This window comes from Hymenobacter fastidiosus (assembly GCF_039539565.1).
In the GTDB taxonomy this organism is placed as follows: Bacteria; Bacteroidota; Bacteroidia; order Cytophagales; family Hymenobacteraceae; genus Hymenobacter; species Hymenobacter fastidiosus.
In genome coordinates, this window is record NZ_BAABDJ010000022.1 from 108112 (window position 1) to 126291 (window position 18180).

General features: G+C 62.5%; 17 protein-coding genes. 4 read left to right on the top strand and 13 right to left on the bottom strand.

Annotation, left to right across the window (positions count from 1 at the left end; all coding sequences use genetic code 11):
* Nucleotides 1–82 precede the first annotated feature (82 nt).
* The 4 genes from ABD833_RS11525 to purH form a co-directional block, all read right to left on the bottom strand.
* Nucleotides 83–607, bottom strand: a complete 525-nt coding sequence (locus ABD833_RS11525) for a hypothetical protein (RefSeq protein WP_345073134.1) — start codon at nt 605–607, stop codon at nt 83–85.
* On the bottom strand, nt 604–1533 hold the full coding sequence (mreC, locus tag ABD833_RS11530; RefSeq protein ID WP_345073135.1) for a rod shape-determining protein MreC: 930 nt from the start codon (nt 1531–1533) through the stop codon (nt 604–606). The genes ABD833_RS11525 and mreC overlap by 4 nt, the downstream gene beginning before the upstream one ends.
* A gap of 128 nt (nt 1534–1661) precedes the next feature.
* On the bottom strand, nt 1662–2687 hold the full coding sequence (locus ABD833_RS11535; protein WP_345073136.1) for a rod shape-determining protein: 1026 nt from the start codon (nt 2685–2687) through the stop codon (nt 1662–1664).
* 329 nt (nt 2688–3016) lie between these two features.
* Complete coding sequence (gene purH / locus ABD833_RS11540; RefSeq protein WP_345073138.1) at nt 3017–4585, bottom strand: bifunctional phosphoribosylaminoimidazolecarboxamide formyltransferase/IMP cyclohydrolase; 1569 nt, start codon at nt 4583–4585, stop codon at nt 3017–3019.
* Between the two features lie 195 nt (nt 4586–4780).
* Here purH and ABD833_RS11545 point away from each other — a divergent pair, with 195 nt between their 5' ends.
* The 3 genes from ABD833_RS11545 to ABD833_RS11555 all read left to right on the top strand — a co-directional run bounded on the left by ABD833_RS11545 (nt 4781) and on the right by ABD833_RS11555 (nt 7492).
* Entirely contained in the window at nt 4781–5980 is a 1200-nt protein-coding gene (locus ABD833_RS11545) for an acyl-CoA dehydrogenase family protein (protein WP_345073139.1), read from the top strand.
* Nucleotides 5973–6716: a PIG-L deacetylase family protein gene (locus tag ABD833_RS11550; protein WP_345073140.1), complete on the top strand. Its 744-nt coding sequence runs from the start codon at nt 5973–5975 to the stop codon at nt 6714–6716. The genes ABD833_RS11545 and ABD833_RS11550 overlap by 8 nt, the downstream gene beginning before the upstream one ends.
* Nucleotides 6717–6892: 176 nt before the next feature.
* Complete coding sequence (locus ABD833_RS11555) at nt 6893–7492, top strand: class I SAM-dependent methyltransferase (protein WP_345073142.1); 600 nt, start codon at nt 6893–6895, stop codon at nt 7490–7492.
* Here ABD833_RS11555 and ABD833_RS11560 read toward each other — a convergent pair.
* The 9 genes from ABD833_RS11560 to ABD833_RS11600 form a co-directional block, all read right to left on the bottom strand.
* Nucleotides 7489–8712, bottom strand: coding sequence for a glycosyltransferase family 2 protein (locus ABD833_RS11560; RefSeq protein ID WP_345073143.1), 1224 nt, complete (start codon nt 8710–8712; stop codon nt 7489–7491). The two genes, ABD833_RS11555 and ABD833_RS11560, sit on opposite strands and share 4 nt — an antisense overlap.
* A gap of 122 nt (nt 8713–8834) precedes the next feature.
* Nucleotides 8835–9998, bottom strand: a complete 1164-nt coding sequence (locus ABD833_RS11565; protein ID WP_345073144.1) for a BamA/TamA family outer membrane protein — start codon at nt 9996–9998, stop codon at nt 8835–8837.
* Nucleotides 9999–10375: 377 nt separating this feature from the next.
* Nucleotides 10376–11620 carry a BamA/TamA family outer membrane protein gene (locus ABD833_RS11570; RefSeq protein WP_345073145.1) on the bottom strand — a complete coding sequence of 415 codons (1245 nt, stop codon included), beginning with the start codon at nt 11618–11620 and terminating at the stop codon, nt 10376–10378.
* Between the two features lie 108 nt (nt 11621–11728).
* Nucleotides 11729–12646, bottom strand: coding sequence for a geranylgeranylglycerol-phosphate geranylgeranyltransferase (locus ABD833_RS11575; RefSeq protein WP_345073146.1), 918 nt, complete (start codon nt 12644–12646; stop codon nt 11729–11731).
* 135 nt (nt 12647–12781) lie between these two features.
* Nucleotides 12782–12976: a cold-shock protein gene (locus tag ABD833_RS11580; RefSeq protein WP_345073147.1), complete on the bottom strand. Its 195-nt coding sequence runs from the start codon at nt 12974–12976 to the stop codon at nt 12782–12784.
* Nucleotides 12977–13109: 133 nt separating this feature from the next.
* Complete coding sequence (locus ABD833_RS11585) at nt 13110–13601, bottom strand: KdsC family phosphatase (protein WP_345073148.1); 492 nt, start codon at nt 13599–13601, stop codon at nt 13110–13112.
* A gap of 50 nt (nt 13602–13651) precedes the next feature.
* Nucleotides 13652–13894, bottom strand: coding sequence for a Fe-S cluster assembly protein IscX (gene iscX / locus ABD833_RS11590; protein WP_345073149.1), 243 nt, complete (start codon nt 13892–13894; stop codon nt 13652–13654).
* Between the two features lie 99 nt (nt 13895–13993).
* The gene (locus ABD833_RS11595; protein ID WP_345073150.1) at nt 13994–14326 is read right to left on the bottom strand and encodes a 2Fe-2S iron-sulfur cluster-binding protein; all 333 of its coding nucleotides are present in this window, start codon (nt 14324–14326) and stop codon (nt 13994–13996) included.
* A gap of 65 nt (nt 14327–14391) precedes the next feature.
* A complete protein-coding gene (locus tag ABD833_RS11600) occupies nt 14392–15216 on the bottom strand; it encodes a Rossmann-like and DUF2520 domain-containing protein (RefSeq protein ID WP_345073151.1) in 825 nt (274 codons plus the stop codon).
* A 187-nt stretch (nt 15217–15403) separates the two neighbouring features.
* Between ABD833_RS11600 and ABD833_RS11605 the strand changes: the two genes are divergently transcribed.
* Nucleotides 15404–18112: a T9SS type A sorting domain-containing protein gene (locus ABD833_RS11605; protein WP_345073153.1), complete on the top strand. Its 2709-nt coding sequence runs from the start codon at nt 15404–15406 to the stop codon at nt 18110–18112.
* Nucleotides 18113–18180 lie beyond the last annotated feature (68 nt).

Below are 18180 nucleotides of genomic sequence, written 5' to 3' on the forward strand. Positions count from 1 at the left end.
GTAAATGCATTACGGCCCACCGGCCGGACTACAAAGATACGTCAGATGAAGGATGACAGTACCATTGCACAACTTCACCATTTCACCGTTTCCGGCGCGAGGGAAAAAAGAGCAGCTGCAGAATCAGCAGCGACAGGCCCGTGAACAGGGTGCTGACCAGAATTTTGGCCAGCGTGAGCCCGAAAGCGCGGAAGCTGCCCAGCTCCAGCACAAAGAACGCGGCGTGGTGCAGAAGCACCAGCAGCCCCAGGTACACCACAAACCATTGCCCACCCATCTGGTGCACGTTCACCGAGTCGGCCGAATCGTAGCCGTCGCGGGGGGTGAGCAGGCGCAGCACCCAGGGCCGCAGGAAGGCCAGCAGCACCGCCGCCGCCGCGTGTACGCCGCCGGTATCGTAGAACAAGTCCAGGCTGAAGCCCAGCACGAAGCCCAGCAGCAGCTGCACTACAATGGGCGTGGCAATGGGTAGAAACAACAGGAAGCCCAGGTAGAAAAAGCACCAGCCCAGATCGAACAGCACCAGCTTGCTGATGATGAGCGTATGAATGGCGATGTAGGCCCCCAGCCGCAGCAGCTGAATCAGGATAACCCCGGCTTCCCTCATGGCCGCCCCTCCTCCCCTTCCGGCTTCACCCCGGCGCGCGCTTCCACCGTGTCGCGCTCCATCTTGGGCCGGCTCGTGACCACGTACACGTAGGTCAGCTTGGTGAAATCGACGGCCAGCCGCACCCGCACGGTCCAGAAGTTTTTGTCGGCCTCTTTCACGAACGAGTCGATGGTGCCGATGCGCACGCCTTCCGGGAAGATGGCGTTGTAGCCCGACGTAACCACCGTGTCGCCGCGCACGAGCTTGTTCTGGCGCGGGATGTAGTCGAGCAGGGCGTGGGTGGGGTCGTCGCCGAGCCAGCGGATGCTGCCGAAGGTGCCGTCGCGCTGAATCTTGGCCGAAATCGAGGTTTTGGAATGCAGCACGGAGGTCACGGTAGCGTAATGCTCACTGGTCACTTTAACGCGGCCCACCACGCCCGCCGCCGCCAGCACGCCCATGCCGGGCTTCACGCCGTCGCGCGTTCCCACGTTCAAAGTGAGGTAGTTATCCACATTTCGGAGCGAATTGTTGATAACCCGGGCCGGAATCAGTGGATAACCCGGGTCGTGGGCCGGAATCTGCCGGAAACCGAGTAGCAGCGAGTCGGGGCGGGCTGATAAAAGGAGTCGGGCCTGCGCGGCGCTGTCCGGGCTGACCGGCAGTACCGCCGCCACGCGGTTGGTGGTATCGGCCGGGTAGAGCTGCTGGCGCAGGGCGGCATTTTCGGCCACCAGCTCCTGATTCACCTGTACCAGGCGGAAGTAGCCGTAGATGCGGGTGCGCAGGTCGAGCACCTGCCCCACGTAGGCGTTAGAGGAGTTGAAAAACGCCGCCCCGTGGTAGCTGCTGTTGCGGACCAGCAGCGTCAGACTCAGCACCTCCAGCAGCCCAAATACCAGCATGCCCCGGTAGCGGAAGAGGAAGGTGAAGAGATTACGCATGCTTCAATTAAGAATTAAGAATTAGCAATTAAGAATTGGCTCTACCCGGTGGTCTTAGTCCGCAATACTGCGCCTCCGGCTCCGAATCGGCCATTATTAATTCTTAATTACTAATTACTAATTGAAGTCTACGTCAGCAAAACGCCCTTGAAGGCTTGCAGGTCGTTGATGGCTTTGCCGGTGCCGCGCACCACGGCGCGCAACGGGTCGTCGGCAATGTGGATGGGCAGCTTGGTTTTGGCGGCCAGCCGCTTGTCGAGGCCGCGCAGCAGGGCCCCGCCGCCGGTAAGGTGAATGCCGTTTTCGTAGATGTCGGCCGACAGCTCGGGCGGCGAAATTTCCAGCGCCTTCAGCACGGCTTCCTCGATCTTGGCCACCGACTTATCCAGGGCAATGGCAATTTCAGACGACGTGACTTTGATAACCTTCGGAATGCCGGTCATCAGGTCGCGGCCGCGCACCTCGAAGTCGGGTGGGGTGATGTCCAGCTCGGTCAGGGCCGCGCCGACTTCAATTTTGATGCGCTCGGCGCTACGCTCCCCGATCAGCAGGTTGTGCTGGCGGCGCATGTAGTCGAGGATATCCTGGTTGAACACGTCACCGGCCGTCTTGATGGACTGGTCGCAAACGATACCCGACAGGGCGATAACCGCGATTTCGGTGGTGCCGCCCCCGATGTCGATAATCATCGAGCCCACGGGCTGCTCCACGTCGATGCCAATGCCGATGGCGGCGGCCATGGGCTCCTGAATCATCCAGACTTCCTTGGCCCCGGCGTGCTCGGCGCTGTCGCGCACAGCGCGCTTTTCCACTTCGGTGATGCCCGAGGGAATGCAGATAACCATGCGGTGCGAGGGCTGAAACAGCCGGCGCCGGGTGTCGATCATCTTGATCATGCCCTTAATCATTTCCTCGGCGGCGTGGAAGTCGGCAATAACGCCGTCTTTGAGCGGACGGATGGTTTTGATGTTGTCGTGGGTCTTCTCGTGCATCTGCTGCGCCTGCCGGCCCACGGCAATTACTTTATTGGTCGTGCGGTCTTTCGCAATGATGCTCGGCTCATCCACCACGATAATTCCGTTGTGGATAATGAGCGTATTGGCCGTCCCCAGGTCAATGGCGATATCGCTGGTAAGGAAGTTGAAGAAACCCATTGAGTAGCGGCAGTTTAAAAGAACATGCCCGGATGGAACCCGTGCAAAGTGGGCGCAAAAGTACGCAAGTTTCCGCGAAGCACGGCCGGTATAATCCGGGCACTAAGCGGCCCCGCACGTCTGTCATTGCGAGCAGAGCGAAGCAATCCGTCCTCTGAAACGCAGGAAACTCCTTTTCTGCACAAAGCCCCAACGCCGGGTAGGCATCGGGGCTTCTCAGTTTGATCGGGGTCAGCTCATGGTCCAGGACGGATGGCTTCACGTTGCTCGCAACGGCACGTTGAGCATCAGCACATCAGCCCATTCAACCACATTTCGCCCACTAGCCGCTAGTGCTTGAAGTGGCGCACGCCGGTCACTACCATCGCCATACCCAGCTTGTCGCAGGCCGCGATGCTGTCGGCATCCTTGATGGAGCCGCCGGGCTGAACTACCGCCCGGATGCCAGCTTCGCCGGCAATTTCCACGCAGTCGGGAAAAGGGAAGAAGGCGTCGGAGGCCAGCACGGCCCCGTTCAGGTCGAAGCCGAAAGCTTTAGCTTTCTCGATGGCCTGCCGCAGGGCATCGACCCGCGAGGTCTGGCCTACGCCGGAAGCCAGCAGCTGCCCGGCCCGGGCCAGCACGATGGTGTTGCTCTTGGTGTGCTTGCAGACTTTGGCCGCAAACACCAGCGCCTCGGTTTCCTCCGCCGTCGGCGCCGATTGGGTGACGACCTTAAAGTCGGCCGCCGTTTCGGTCCGGCGGTCGAAGTCCTGCTCGATAACGCCATTGAGCAGCGTTTTCACCTGCTTCAGCGGGAAAGCCACCGGCTTCTGGCGCAGCAGAATCCGGTTTTTCCTGCTTTGCAGAATCGGCAGCGCCGCGGCATCAAACTCCGGCGCAATCAGCACCTCAAAAAACAGCTTGTTCAACTCCGCCGCCGTGGCTTCGTCTACCGGCTGGTTGACGATAATCACGCCGCCAAAGGCCGATACCGGGTCGCAGGCTAGGGCGTTCAGGTACGCATCGAGCGGCGTAGCAGCCTGGGCGATGCCGCAGGCGTTGGTGTGCTTCAGAATGGCGCAGGCGGGCAGCCCGGCCTGAAACTCCTGCATCAGCAGCACGGCCGCGTCCACGTCCACGAGGTTGTTGTAGCTGAGCTGCTTGCCGTGGAGCTGGTCGAACAGCGCGGGCAGGTCGCCGTAGAACGTGCCGGCTTGGTGAGGATTTTCACCATAGCGCAGCGGCGTGCTTGGTGCCTGGTGCGTAGTGCCGGGAAGCGGGCCGTCGGCAGAAGAATCCTTAATGCTTAATTCTTCCTTCTTAATTTCCTTCCCGCTGAAGTAGTTGAAAATATGGGTGTCGTAGCGGGAAGTGGCCTCGAAAGCGGCGGCGGCGTAGTGGCGGCGGTCTTCGAGGTCGGTGGCGCCGTTTTTCGTGCGCAGCAGCTCCGTTACGGCTTCGTACTGGTCACGGCTACTGACCACGAGCACGTCGCGGTAGTTTTTGGCGGCGGCCCGCAGCAGGGAAATGCCGCCGATGTCGATTTTCTCAATCGTGTCTTCCTCCGAAGCATCGGCGGCCACGGTTTCCTCGAACGGATACAGGTCCACAATCACCAGGTCGATGGGCGGAATGTCGTGCTGCGCGGCCTCGGCCAGGTCGCCGGCTTCGTGGCGACGGTGCAGAATGCCGCCGAACACTTTCGGGTGCAGAGTCTTCACGCGGCCGCCGAACACGGCCGGAAAGCCGGTCAGGCTTTCCACGGCGGTAACTTCGGCCCCCTGCTCTTCCAGAAACTGCTGGGTGCCGCCCGTGGAGTAGAGCTTCACGCCCTGCTCCTTCAACAGCGCCACCAGCGGCTCCAGACGGTCTTTGTAATAGACGGAAACGAGGGCGGAGCGAATGGGCTGCGACATGGCACGACGGGTTTGGGCTGAACGATTTGAATGCGCGAAGGTAGCCACCCCGCCGCCGGGGCCGCAACCCCCCAGGTTACCGAATTGTTACGCCGTCACCGCCGACCCGGCTCACCCGTACGTAGTAGCCTTGGCCGGCCCGTTGTTTCGCACCCGAAGCGCAGCCAGGCATTACCCGATAACCTTGCCCTGCCCATGTCCCTGCACTCGTATCCGGCGGCTGAATCCGCGACCGAAACGCTGAACCATCCGGCCCAGGCCACTGCCCAAGTGCCCGACTTAGCCCCGGAAGCCGCCGCTGCCGCGCTGGCCGGCCGCCTGGCCGCGCACGCCCCGGCGACAGATCGGGAAGGAGGATTTCCGACCGAGGAATTTGCCTGGCTGCGCGAAGCTGGTTTGCTTACGGCTCCATTGGCGCAGGATTTAGGGGGAGCTGAGCTGATGGCCCCGGCCCATACGCTGACGCTGCTGCGCACCCTCCGGCACATCGGGCGCGGCAACCTGGCCGTGGGGCGGGTGTACGAAGGACATAGCAATGCTTTGCAGCTGGCCCAGCGCTTTGGCCGGCCGGAGCAGGTGCGGCGCTGGGCGCAGCAGGCACGGGCCGGCCACCTGTTTGGGGTCTGGAACACCGAGGCCCAGGATGGCGTGCAGCTCGAACCGTTGCCCGACGGCCGCTTCCGGCTCCGGGGAAGCAAAACCTTCGGCTCCGGAGCCGGCCACCTCACCCGCCCGCTCATCACCGGCGCCCTACCCGACGGGGGCTGGCAGATGTTTATCCTGCCCACCGAGCAGCAGCCCACTACGTTGGACGCCTCGTTCTGGAAGCCGCTGGGCATGCGGGCCACGGCCAGCTTCCGCGTCGAGCTGACCGGCGCCGAAATCGGGCCCGAAGATCTGCTGGGCCAGCCCGGCGACTATTACCAGCAGCCCTGGTTCAGCGGCGGCGCCATCCGGTTTGCCGCCGTGCAGCTGGGGGCGGCCGAAGCCGTGTTCGACGAAACCCGCCGCTTCCTGCGCGACCTGGGCCGCCTCGACGACCCCTACCAGAAAATGCGGCTGGGGGAAATGGCCATGCTGATCGAAAGCGGCAACCTCTGGCTGCGCGGGGCCGCCGACCACGCCGCCCGTCCCGCGGCCACCACCGACGCCGAGGCCACCGTCGCCTACGCCAATCTCACCCGCACCGCCATCGAGGAAATCTGCCTGCGGGTGCTCCGGCTGGCCGAGCGGTGCGTGGGCGCCCGGGGCCTGCTGCGGCCCGAGCCCTTCGAGCGCCTGCACCGCGACCTGACCCACTACCTGCGCCAACCCGCCCCCGATGCCGCCGTGGCCGATGCCGGCCGCTTCGTGCTCCACACTTCCCAGCCCGCTCACTCGCTCTGGAATGCCTGATACCGCCGCCCACCGCTTCGCCGGCTTCCCGCTGCGGCCCGCCGCTTTCGCCGCTGCCCTGGGTTCTACCGTCGTGGTGGCCCCGCACCCCGATGATGAGTCGCTGGGCTGTGGGGGGCTGCTGGCGTTGCTGCGGCAGGCCGGGCAGCCGGTGCGTACCGTGCTGGTGAGCGACGGGACCATGTCGCACCCCAACTCCCGCCGGTTTCCGCCCCCGGCCCGCCGCGCCCTGCGCGAGGCCGAGCTGGCTGAAGCCCTGGAGATTTTAGGCGTTGATGCGGACCAGACGCTGCACCTGAGGCTGCCCGACGGGGCGGTACCCACGCCGGAAGCCCCCGGGTTTGCGGCGGCCGTAGCTCAGTTAGGCGAATACCTGGCCGCGCAGCCGCCTCAGACGCTGCTGGTGCCCTGGCGGCGCGACCCCCACCCCGACCACCGCGCCACCAGCCAGCTCGTGCGGGCCGCCTGCGCCGGACTGCCTGCCCCGCCGCGCCTGGTGGAATACGTGGTCTGGGCCTGGGAGCGGGCCACCGACGCGGAGCTGCCGCAGCCGGGGGAAGTGCGCGGCTGGCGGCTGGATATTACTCCGGTAGTGGCGCTGAAACAGCGGGCCATTGCCGCCCACCGCTCTCAGCTCGGCACCGTTATCGACGATGACCCGACCGGCTTTCAGCTTTCGGCTCTCATGCTGGCCCATTTTGCCCAGCCCTTCGAGGTGTATCTGGAAGCCGAATAAAAAACCGCGTGGGTGGTGCCACGACTTTTTGGTCGTGGTACCACTATCGTTGCACAGCGCAGCCGTGTTATCACCATCGTTGAGCAACCAGCACTCAATCATCAGCATCGATAGTGGTACCACGACTGGAAAAAGTCGTGGCACCACCCCACCCCAACTTCCACGACCTGTTTCCTATGAACCCAAACCAGCCCCACACGCTCCCAGCCAGCTATTTTGACGACGTGTACCGCGCCAACCAGGACCCGTGGAATTTCGAAACCAGCGCCTACGAGCGGGAGAAGTACGCCACGACGATAGCCGCGCTTACCCGGCCGCAGTATGCGCGGGCTTTCGAAGTCGGCTGCTCCCTGGGCGTGCTGACTGAGCAGCTGGCGCTGCGCTGCGCCCGGCTGCTGGCCATCGACGTGGCCGAAGCCCCGCTGATCCGGGCGCAGGAACGGTGCAAGGACTTGCCCCAGGTAGAATTCCGGCAGCTGCGCCTGCCCGCGCAGTTCCCCACCGGGGCCCGGTTCGATCTGGTGGTGCTGTCGGAAGTGGGCTACTACTGGGCCCTGCCGGATCTGGCGCGGACGGCCGGCCGGCTGCTGGCCGCGCTGGAGCCCGGGGGCCAGCTGCTGCTGGTGCACTGGACGCCCCCGGTCCACGACTACCCGCTCACCGGCGACGAGGTCCACGAATTTTTCCGGCAAAAAGCTGATCCGGCTGGTCCGCTCCGACTCCTGAGCAGCCAGCGGCACGAAACCTATCGACTCGACCTGCTGGAGAAGCTCTAGCTCGTCAGCAATTCGTGCTGCGCGGTCTGCCGGCGCAGCTCCGCCACCGCCTGACTGAGCGGCACCAAGGGCCAGCGCTGCGGCCAGCCCGTGCGACTCTGCTCCTGCTGCACCCATTCCCACAGCTCCCCGAAAGTAGTAGTTCGCAGTAGCTGCCGGCTTAAATCAGCCCCCGCCACCCCAAGCCGCAGGGCAACCTGCTGGGTAGCAGCATCAGGCAAAATCCGGGGCGGCAGCACCGACGGCGCAGCCGTCTGCCAGAGCTGCCGCACCTGGCGGCGGCCCCGCCAGGTGGCGGCCAGTTGAGCGGCTCCTTCCACCAACGGCTCCCGGCGCTGCTCGTGCAGCGCGGCCCACTCACGCAGCTGCCAGGAAAGTCCTACCTCCACCCGGCCTTCGTGCCGGTCGGAAGTGAATGCCCGCACCAGGGGGCTGTGGCGCACCCGCAAATCGTGGCGGCGCAGGGCCTGGTACAGGGCTTCGTCTTCTAAGTACGCCACGGCGGGCAAGCCGCCCACGCGCCGGTAGGCCCGCGCCGTGATGGCGAAGCTGGCCCCGAAATGCTGGTGGTGGCGCGGCCATGGGTCGGCGGGGTCAGGGTCGAGCTGATCTTCGAGGCGGGCGCGGAGCAGCCGGTAAGCCGTATCGCGCAGGTGGTAGCGCCGCTCCGCCGGCCGGTCGTTGGCGTGGGGGGTGAGAATACGCCCCCCCACCGCGTCGGCATGGTGCGTGAGCAGCTCGGCCTGGTTGGCCGCCAGCCAGGTGGGGGCCACGCGGGTGTCGGCATCGGTGCTCAGAAGGATTCCTGCTCCGCCCGGCTCCAGCTCCAGCCGACGACAAGCCTCGTCCATCAGCAGGCGCCGGGCCCGGCCCACGTGGGCCTCCGCTGTTGGCAGGGTGAGCTCGGCCACGTGCAGTACAAAATTGGGGTGCGCGGCCGCAAAGCGCCGGGCTACGGCCGCCGTCTGGTCGTGGCAGTTGTTGGCCAGCACAATAACTTCGTAGGCTTCCGGAGACAGCGGGCGGCCCGCAGGATCGGTTTGCGCCGCCAGCGCCGCCAAGGTCTGGGGCAGGTTTTCGGCTTCATCCTTGGCTGGAATAACGATGCTGGCCTGCAGCCCGGGCCGGGGCAGCGCGGCCACGCGCCAGGCATCGGCCGCGACCGGGGCCGCGGCAGCTTCGTGGGCGGCATGAAAGCGGAGCGGGGAGACGTGTTCCATCAGCAGCCCTTACGCCAAACCAGGGGGTAAGGATGGCATGATTGCTCTTATTACTACCTGCCCGGAGCTACCCCGGTAGCAAGACCAAGCCTGAAAAGCCGGCCAATGAGTTTGCCGGAAACTTAAAACGACTCGCCGATGCTGAAATAGATGCCCGACGATCCGCCGCGACCGTAGCCATAGTCGAAGCGGATGTTGAGGCGGTCGGCGCGGTTGAACTGGAAGCGGATACCAGCCCCGCCGGTGGCCTTCAGGCTGTTTCGGCCCAGATCGGCTACCGTGTTGCCCACCTGGCCGACGTCGCCGAACAGCACGCCGTTGAAGCGCCAGATCAGCTTGCGGCGCAACTCGGCCTGCACCGCGACTAGCTGCCGGTCGCGGTAGCGGCCCTCGTAGTAGCCGCGCAGGATTTTTTCCCCGCCCAGGTTGGCCAGCTCGCGAAAAGGCACGTTGCCCACGTTGAACTGCCCCACCAGCTGCGTAGCCAGAATAGTTTTATTGTCCTGATCCAGGGGCCGAAAATGGCGGGCATCGAGCAGGTAGCGGCTGAAGCGGTAGTCGCTGCCCAGGACCTTGCCGTTGAAGTAGCTGCTCAGCTCGAGGTAGTTCCCCCGGTACGTGCTCAGAATATTGTCGCGGGCGTCGTAGAGCAACGCGGGGCCGAAGCCGGAAATCAGGGTACTTTCCTGGTATTCCCGGGCGGGCCGCTCCAGCAGCAGACTGGGGCGCTGTTGGGGCGTATTCTGGTCGATATTCTCATTTACCTGCACGTCGCGCAGGACGGTACCGCGGTATTGGAGTCCGACGAACAGGTTACGCTTCACCTGGCGCAGCACCCGCTCGGTGAATAGGAGCACCTTGTACTGAATAATAGATTTGTCGGCGCGGCTGGTATTAGGCCCAAAGCCGTAGTAGTTGATCGGAAACTTGTAGTAGTTGCTCAGCTCGCCCGTAAGTAAGAATCGCTCCCCGGGCGTAAACAGATTGTGCGCCAGCTGCACCAGACTCTGGTTTTTCTGGGTGCGCCACGCAATCAGACGGGCGTTGGATTTGCGCACGGTGGTGTCGGAGCCGAAGCGCCACACCGGTAGCACGGCCAAGCCATACCCCAGACCGGTTTCCGGCTGGGAAAACACGATGGGAAACGGAATAAAACTGGGCTTATCGCGCTTCGCTTTGGGCCCTGACGCAGTTGCCGGGGCGACAGCGGAGTCGGCAGGAGTGGTCTGAGCGTAGGACGCCGACGCGCACAAGGCCGCCAGCAGAAGGGAGTACAGAAAGCGCATAAGCAACCTCAAGAGAGAAAGAAATAGTGTAGCCCGTCGATCCTCACCCTTATATCACCGAAGCCGTTTAGAAAGTCAAGCAGTCTGTCATCCTGAGCAGAGCGCAGGACCTTATCCCGGCTGAAGGGTACCCGCTCGCTGAACTACCAGGCGTGATAAGGTCCTTCACTGCGCTCAGGATGACAAACGCTTGGAAAAACCGACTTTCTAAACAGCTTCACCGCTGTAAGCGGAAGGTACGGCGGTTGTCGGCAACTCAGTTTCCCTCCGATCAGGGTACCCAACCGGGCTCTGGCGGCGGTAGTGCAGCGGCCTGCAGATGCGGAACGGCTCTTCCAGTTGTTCGGAAGAGCCGTTCTACAGGAAAGTGGCGGCGCTTAGAAAGCCTCGCCCACCGCAAAATAAACCCCGGAATTGCCCCCGGAACCCACGCCATAATCGAAGCGCAGGTTCAGCCGGTCGCGGCGGTTGAAGCGGAAGCGTCCGCCCACCCCGGCAGCAAACTTGACGCCCCCGAAGGAGAAATCGTCGAACTGATTAGCCACTTCCCCCACCGCACCAAATACGGCACCGTCGAAACGCCAGAAGAGCTTCCGGCGGATTTCAGCCTGGGCCGTCATCATCTGCCGGTCGCGGAAGCGGGCTTCGTAGATCCCCCGCATAAGCGTGGCGTAGTTATAGATAGAGCCCCCCAGGTCGGCGCCAAGAGCACTCAGCTCCCGGAAGGGCACTGCCCCTCCCGCGTGAAACTGCCCAAGGTATTGCAGGGCCAGAATGGTGTTGGTATTGCCAAACAAGGGCTGAAAGTGGCGGGCATCTACCTGAAACCGGCTGAACGTGTAGTCGCTGCCGGCGTACTTGCCCGCGAACAGCCCATGCAGGTGCAGGTATTGGCCGCGGTAGGTAGACAGCACATTGTCGCGTCCGTCGTAGAGCACGGCGGGGCCGAAGCCGGAGGTATTCCCTCCGGTGGCTTCGAGGGCCGAAATCCGGCCTTCCTTGATATCCGTCTGAAACTTGTTGGCCCCGCCGTCTTCCCCCGGCTGGTCGTATTTCACGCTGCGCAGCCCGGTAAAGCGGTACTGGGGGCCGGCAAACCAGTTGGGAGCTATGCGGGACATTACCCGCTGATTGAAGATAAAGAGCTTGTAGTCCACCCCCGACTCGTCGGCTTTGCGGGTGTCGTTCCCCTTGCCATAGTAGAAGAAGTTCACGTCGTAGTAGCTGATCTCGCCCAGCAGGTAGAGCTTTTCCCCGGGCGTAAAGATGTTGTGCGTGACCTGCAGACTGGTCTGCTTTTTCTGGCTGACCCAGCCCACAAACCGGGCGTTGGACTTGCGCGTAGTCGTGTCCGTGCCGAAGCGCCAGACGGGCAGGATGGAAAGGCCCCCGGCCAGGCCGGTTTCCTGCTGCGAAAACAGCACCGGAACCGGCACAAAGCTTGGTTTGTCGCTGGCCGAAAACAGGTTGGCAAACTTGCCGGTCTTTGGAGCGGCCGGTGGCGGAGCAACTGCGGCGGCCGGAGCGACGGAATCAGCGGGCGCGGAAATGGCGGGCGTAGTCTGGGCACGAGCTACTGAGGCCAGCAGGCTGAGCGCCAGCACCGGGGATAAGAAACGCATAAAGAGAGAGTTGGACAGAAAGGAACAGGCCAGGGCTGAAATCAAAGCGCTATTTTTCTCACTTACAGCGCCTGATTTGCTGCTAACGCAGCAGTTGCCCCGACAGTTTTAGCTTCCGTCCGTCAGCACCATCGACAGCACCCCGGCCAGCATAATCCACTTGCACCACGCACTTAGCCGGGCGAAGTCGCGGCGGCGGTCGGCGCGGGCCAGCTGGCGGGCCAGCAGCAGCAGGGGCCCCAGCACCGTGAGCAGCAGCCAGCCGCCAAAAACCCAGTGCCGCTCCCGGAGCGCCTGCCCGGCCGCACCCACCACAAATACCAGGAGGCAGCCCAGGAAAAAGCCCGTCACCCATTTCGTGCGGGCTACGCCCCACACAATAGGCAGGGTGCGGCAGTCGTGCTGGGCGTCGCCGCGCATATCTTCCACGTCCTTCACAATTTCGCGCACTACCGTGAGCAGAAACGCGGCCAGGGCATAACCCCACACCGTAGGCAGCCCGGTGCGCAACTGTAGCTCGGGCAGCAGCACCAGGGCCGCCGTGAGCGTGGCAATGCTCAGGTTACCCACCAGGGCCAGCCGCTTGAACCGGGCCGAGTAGCCCCACAAGAGCAGGGCCGAGCCCAGGTTTACCAGCCCTAACAGAGGCGAAAGCAGCCCGGCAATCAGCACGCCGGTACCCGTGAGCAGCAGGTGGCTCAGCATAGCCCAGCGTCGGTTCACCATCCGCCCCACCACCAGCCGCTCGGGCCGGTTGATGGCATCGATCTTGACGTCGTAGTAGTCGTTGATGATGTAGCCGGCCGCCGCTACGCACAACGCGGCCAGGGCCAGCAGGGCGAAGCGCCCGCTCGTGAGAGCCGTCAGGGGCCGGGTGGCTCCCAGCAGACAGGCCCGCACCAGCGCCAGGCACAAGGCCATGATGAGCAGATTCGGAAAGCGCACCAGCCGCAACAGTACCGCCCAGTCGCCCGCACTGGCAGGACCGGCAGGGGGCGGGGAAGCAGATGGCGCGGGGGAAAGCATAGTACCCGGGAAAAGAAGTTGCAAAGATCCGAAGGGCAGACCAGAACTACGCGTTGAGGCCCGGCAAAAGCAAAAAGAAAGCCTCTCCAACCGGAGAGGCTTTCTGGCAGGCGAAAATAACCAGCGTAAGTATCTCTACACTTTCTTCACATTCACGGCATTCACGCCCTTACGGCCTTCCTGCGTTTCAAACTCCACGCGGTCATTTTGTTGAACCTGGCCCCCGTTCAGGCCGGTAATATGCACGAAGAAGTCTTCCTTCGTCGTTTCATCAGTAATGAAGCCGTAGCCCTTCGACTCATTAAAGAATTTTACGGTTCCTGTTTTCATGAAAAAGTAGAAAAAGAATGAATGGATGATCGGGTAAATATAGAGGGATTTTACAAACCCCCAAATCCATTCCAGACCTGTCCAGCCCCACAAAAGGGTGATGCAGCGGGGGTTATCTTTTCGTTCCGGAGCGTTAGTACCAGGTATGCTGAAGCTTCATTACGGTCTCGATCAGTTCGCGTACCGCGCCGTGCCCGCCGGGTAGGGCCGCCACATAATTGCTGATTTGCTGCACATCGGCAGCAGCATCGACCGGGCAGGCGGCCACGGCACAGCGGCGCATCACTTCGATATCGGGCATATCGTCGCCCATATAGGCAATATGGGCCGGGTCGAGACGGTAGGTATTGATGTAGGTGTTGAAGATTTTCATCTTATCGTCTACCCCCAGGAAGATGTCGTGCACGTCCAGCGACTCCAGCCGTTTGCGCACCCCTTCCTCTTCGCGGCCCGAAATCACGACGATGCGGTAGCCCCGGCTCAGGGCGTGGCGAATAGCATACCCGTCGCGGATATGAAAAGCCCGGGCCTGTTCCCCGGAAGTCAAGGCCAGCAGCGTGCCATCGGTCAGCACGCCATCCACATCGAGGATGAAGGCTTTGATAACGGATAGATCAGGAGCCATTATAGAACTGTGCTAATGCTTACGGGCTGGTATATGAACGGAGAAGCGGGTTAGGCCTTCTGATTGTCGCGCCACTCGTACACCCACTTGGCCTGAATCTGCTCCAGATGGCCTTCGTTGGACTGTTCCCGGGTACCCACAAAGTTGGGCAGGCTTAGCACCCAGTCCAGCAGTTCGGTGAAGCGGATGCGGTAGATCCGGGCTTCGCCAAATTCGTCACCGAACTTTTCATACAGGGCCATGGCAATGTCCTCGTGGTCGTTCCACTGGATGGGGAGCTCAAAATGGGCCATAGGGTTGAATGTACTAATGTGCAAATGTGAGTAATGTGCTTGTGGCAGAGGTCAGGGCTGCGGCTGTTTTAGCACATTCCCACATTTCCACATTAAATATTAGTGGCCCAGAAATTCCTGGGTGGGAATCAGGATAACCAGGTCTTCGCTGCTGCCCTGCACCACGCACTGGCAGCCCAGGCGCGAGTTGATACGCGGGTTTACGGCGCGGTCGATGAAGTCTTCTTCCTTGTCGCTGATTTCGGGCAGGTCGCTCTCCCCCCGCAGGACGTAGACGTGGCAGGTACTGCAGCCACACACGCCGCCGCAGTTGTGCTGCAGCTGGATGTCATTGTTGAGCGCTACGTCCAGCACCGATTCGCCCTGCGCCGCTACGTGCGTCTGCTCGGGCTGACCATCCTGAAATTTAAAGGTGATGTTAACGACTTTCACAATGGAGGTGCTTGGGAAGGCAAAATGCGGGCACGAAGGTACGCACCCCGGTTCCCGAATCAAAGCTACGCGGCCGGCGCGTTGTTTGCCGGCGGCCCCGTCTTTTGCGCCTGAATGCTCTCCGTCAGGTCATTGTAGATGCTCTGCCAGAGGGGATAAACCGCCAGCGCCTGCCGGTGCAGGTCGAGCGTAGCGTCGTCGTGGCGCACGGCGGGGCCGGTTTGCACGCTGAAAGGCGGCTGCTGGAGGGCCTTTTCCATCGTTTCGCGCACCAGCGGGGCCAACAGGGCAAAAGGCACCCCCGCTTCCCCGGCCAAAGTATGGCTGATACCCAGGAGGTGGTTGGTGAAGTTGCTGGCAAACACGGCCGCGACGTGCAGCGCCTGCCGCTGGGGCGTGGCGACCAGGAATACCCTCTGGCTTAAACTGCCGGCCAGCTCAACCAGGGTAGCCGCCGCCGCCGTGTCGGCGGCCTCCAGGCAAAACGGGACAACCGTCCAGTCGATGCGGCGGCCCGGGCTGAATGTCTGCAGGGGGTAGAAAACGCCCCCCCGCAACCGCGGGTAGGCCGCGAAAACACTCAGCGGCAATGCCCCGGCCGTATGGACTACCAGGGCCCCGGGGGGAAATACCGCCGCCGCCAGCACCGTGGCCACCGCGGCATCAGGCACGGCCAGCAGATAGAGGTCGGCCGGTACGTGGGCTAACTCCAGGCCGTCGAGAAGCAGGGCACCCGGAATTTGGGCGGCCAGCGCGGCCGCACTGGCCGCCGTACGACTCCAGACGCCGCTGACCCGATGGCCCGCCCGGCTAAGCGCCGGCCCGAGCTGGCTGGCAACCCGACCAGCACCCAGCAGGACTATTCGGAGCGAAGAAACGGCTGCAGGCATATAGACAATTCCTAAAATCAGCAGGCAAGGTACTGGAGGTCGGCAGTTCTTATTTTCTTACGCGCTCTTTTTTACGGAAGAATTTAGCACCTTGTACTCGCGAAGCTTTGTGGAGGCCTTATGCTCACCGGGTTTTGCCTTCTTTTAACTTGTTCCCTTTTTTCCACCTTTCTCTTACCCTTACCCTATGACAAACTGGTACACGACAAGCCCGCCGGCCAAACACTGGCGGCAATTGGCCTTAGCCGCGCTACTGGCCGCTGGTGCCACCACGGCCCAGGCGCAAAGCTTGAACTACGGTGCTGCCGGAGCCCAAAACGTAGCGGGCACCTACACCGACCTGGGTACCACGGGTACCGTGCTTACCACCCCCAATAACGACGACGCCAACTCGGCCGCAACGCCCATTGGCTTCACCTTTAATTTCAACGGAACGGCCTTCACCGATTTCGTGCTGAATACCAACGGGTACCTGAAGCTGGGCATGGCAGCCCCAGCGGCACCGTTCTTTTCGGAAGGAGCCCAGGTTTTCACCGGCAGCCCTATTCAGGCGGCCGCCCAGACCAACCTGCTGCTGCCCTTCAACGTGGACCTGACCGATGCCACGGCCGCTACGGCGGAGTATCGGGTATTCACCAGCGGCGCCGCGGGCAGCCGGGTCTGTACCATTCAGTGGAAAAACGTGAAGGACAAGCCCCAGGCGGCCTCGTCTACCGTGGCTACCCTCATTGGAACCCAGTACGACAATTTCTCCTTCCAGGTGAAGCTGTTTGAAACGTCCAACAAGGTGGAGTTCTTCTACAACTCGGCCACGGCGGGAGCCGGCCCGAACGCCTTCAAATCCATCAACATTGGCATTAAGGGCTCCGGCAACACCGCAGGTCAGCTCATCATGGCCACCAAAGGCTCTACCGTGGCCTGGTCGACGGCCACCTTCCTGGGAGGTGACTACACCACGGGTGTTGGCAACGCCCACAACGTTCGGCTGGCCGTGCTGCCCGACGCGGGCCGGACGTACCGCTTCCAGCCTACTTTGGCCAACGACGCCGCCGTGCAGGCAATCTACACGCTGGGTAAGCTGCCTACGACTATCGGGACGCCCCACGTAATCCGGGCCGTAGTTCGGAACGAAGGGTTGGCCGCCATGGCCAACGTGCAGGTAACGGCCTCCGTGCCCGCGCCCAACGCCTTCAGCAGCATGAAGACCATTGCGTCGTTGGCCGCCGGGGCCTCCGCCACGGTTACCTTCGATCCCTACTCGCCTACCACTGCCGCCACGCAGGCCGTAACCGTTACGCTGAGCAACGATGAAAATACGACTAACAACGTCGCGGCCTATCAGCAGCAGATCACGACCACTACGTTTGCCTACGCCGAGCCTGGGGTGCCGGCCGTCAGCAGCATCGGCTTCAACACCGGCGCGGGCATTCTGGCGGTGAAGCACACCACCAACGCCGCCCGCTCGATAACGGCGGTCAACGTGCGGCTGGAAGACCCGAACTCCGTTGGCAAAACCGTGTACGGCGTCGCCACCGACGCAACTGGCAACATCATTGGCCGCTCGCCCGACTACGTTATCGTAACGGCCGACATTTCCACCTACCGCACGTTCACGCTCTCGACGCCGGCTTCGGTGGCCGCCGGGAGCTTCTTCGTAGGCCTGGCTCAGACGACGGGTACCGGGGGCTATTTCCCCGTGGGCAACCAGACTGAACTCCCGACCCGCGCTGAGGCCTACTTCAGCATCCCGCTGGCCGGTGGCGCTCCGGCCGACGTATTCGCCAGCAACCTGGGCCGTCTGATGATTGAGGCCGTAACGGGAGCCCCGGCTACCTGCGTCCCTCCTACGGCGGTGACGGTGACGGGTGCTACGCCAACCTCGGCCACGATTTCCTTCACCGGCCCGGCCAATGGCACGGCCTACACCCTGATCTACGGCCCTACCGGCTTTAATCCAACCACGGCCGGCATCACCTTACCGGTTACGGGCTCGCCCTATACCATTGCCGGCCTGACGCCTGCGACGACCTACCAGTTCTACCTCCGGGCCAATTGCGGCGCTACGGACCAGAGCGCCCTGGCCGGTCCGTTCACCCTCACTACCCCGTGCGTACCGCCTATCGTTACGACCTTCCCCTACGCCGAGAATTTTGACGGCGCAACCGTTGGTACGCTGCCCTGCGGCATTACGGTAACGGATGCCAACAACGACGGCGACACCTGGAGAGTAGTAGCGGCAACTCCGGCCTCCACGCCGAATGCCATGCGCTACACTTACAATGCCACCAACGTGGCCGATGACTGGTTCTTCACGCCAGCCTTGTTCCTGAACTCGGGTAGCCGCTACCAGCTCCAGTTCAAATACCGGGTAGGTCTGGCCACCATCCCCGAGCGCCTGGAAGTGAAATACGGTACTTCCGCTACTCCGGCGGCCATGACCACCACCGTATTCCAGAATGCGAACCTGACGAACATCGTCTATGCCACTACGGTAGGCGGAACCAGTGCCGGTCAGGTTGCTCCGATCAGCCTGGCTGCTAACGGCACGGTTTACCTGGGTTTCCACGCCTACAGCATCGCCGACCAGTTTTACGTTGCTGTGGATGACATCAACATTACCCGCGTTCTGGGTACGTCGGCTGCTCTGGACCGCGCTATCGGCGTGTTCCCCAACCCTTCCACCGGCATCGTAACGCTGGAAGTTCGGGGCGCTAACGCCAAGGGTGCCATGCAGGTTGAGGTTACCAATGCCCTGGGCCAGGTTATGCACTCGGCCACGGTACGTGACAACGACCTGAACACGCTCGATCTGTCGGCTCTGTCCGCCGGTCTGTACACGCTGAAAGTGAAGTCGGGCAGCGACTTCTCTATCCGTCAGCTGATGATTCAGAAGTAATTTCTGATTCTGTTATCCTTGAAAAGGGCAGCCGCTGGGCTGCCCTTTTTTAGTGCCCTGGTTAGTAC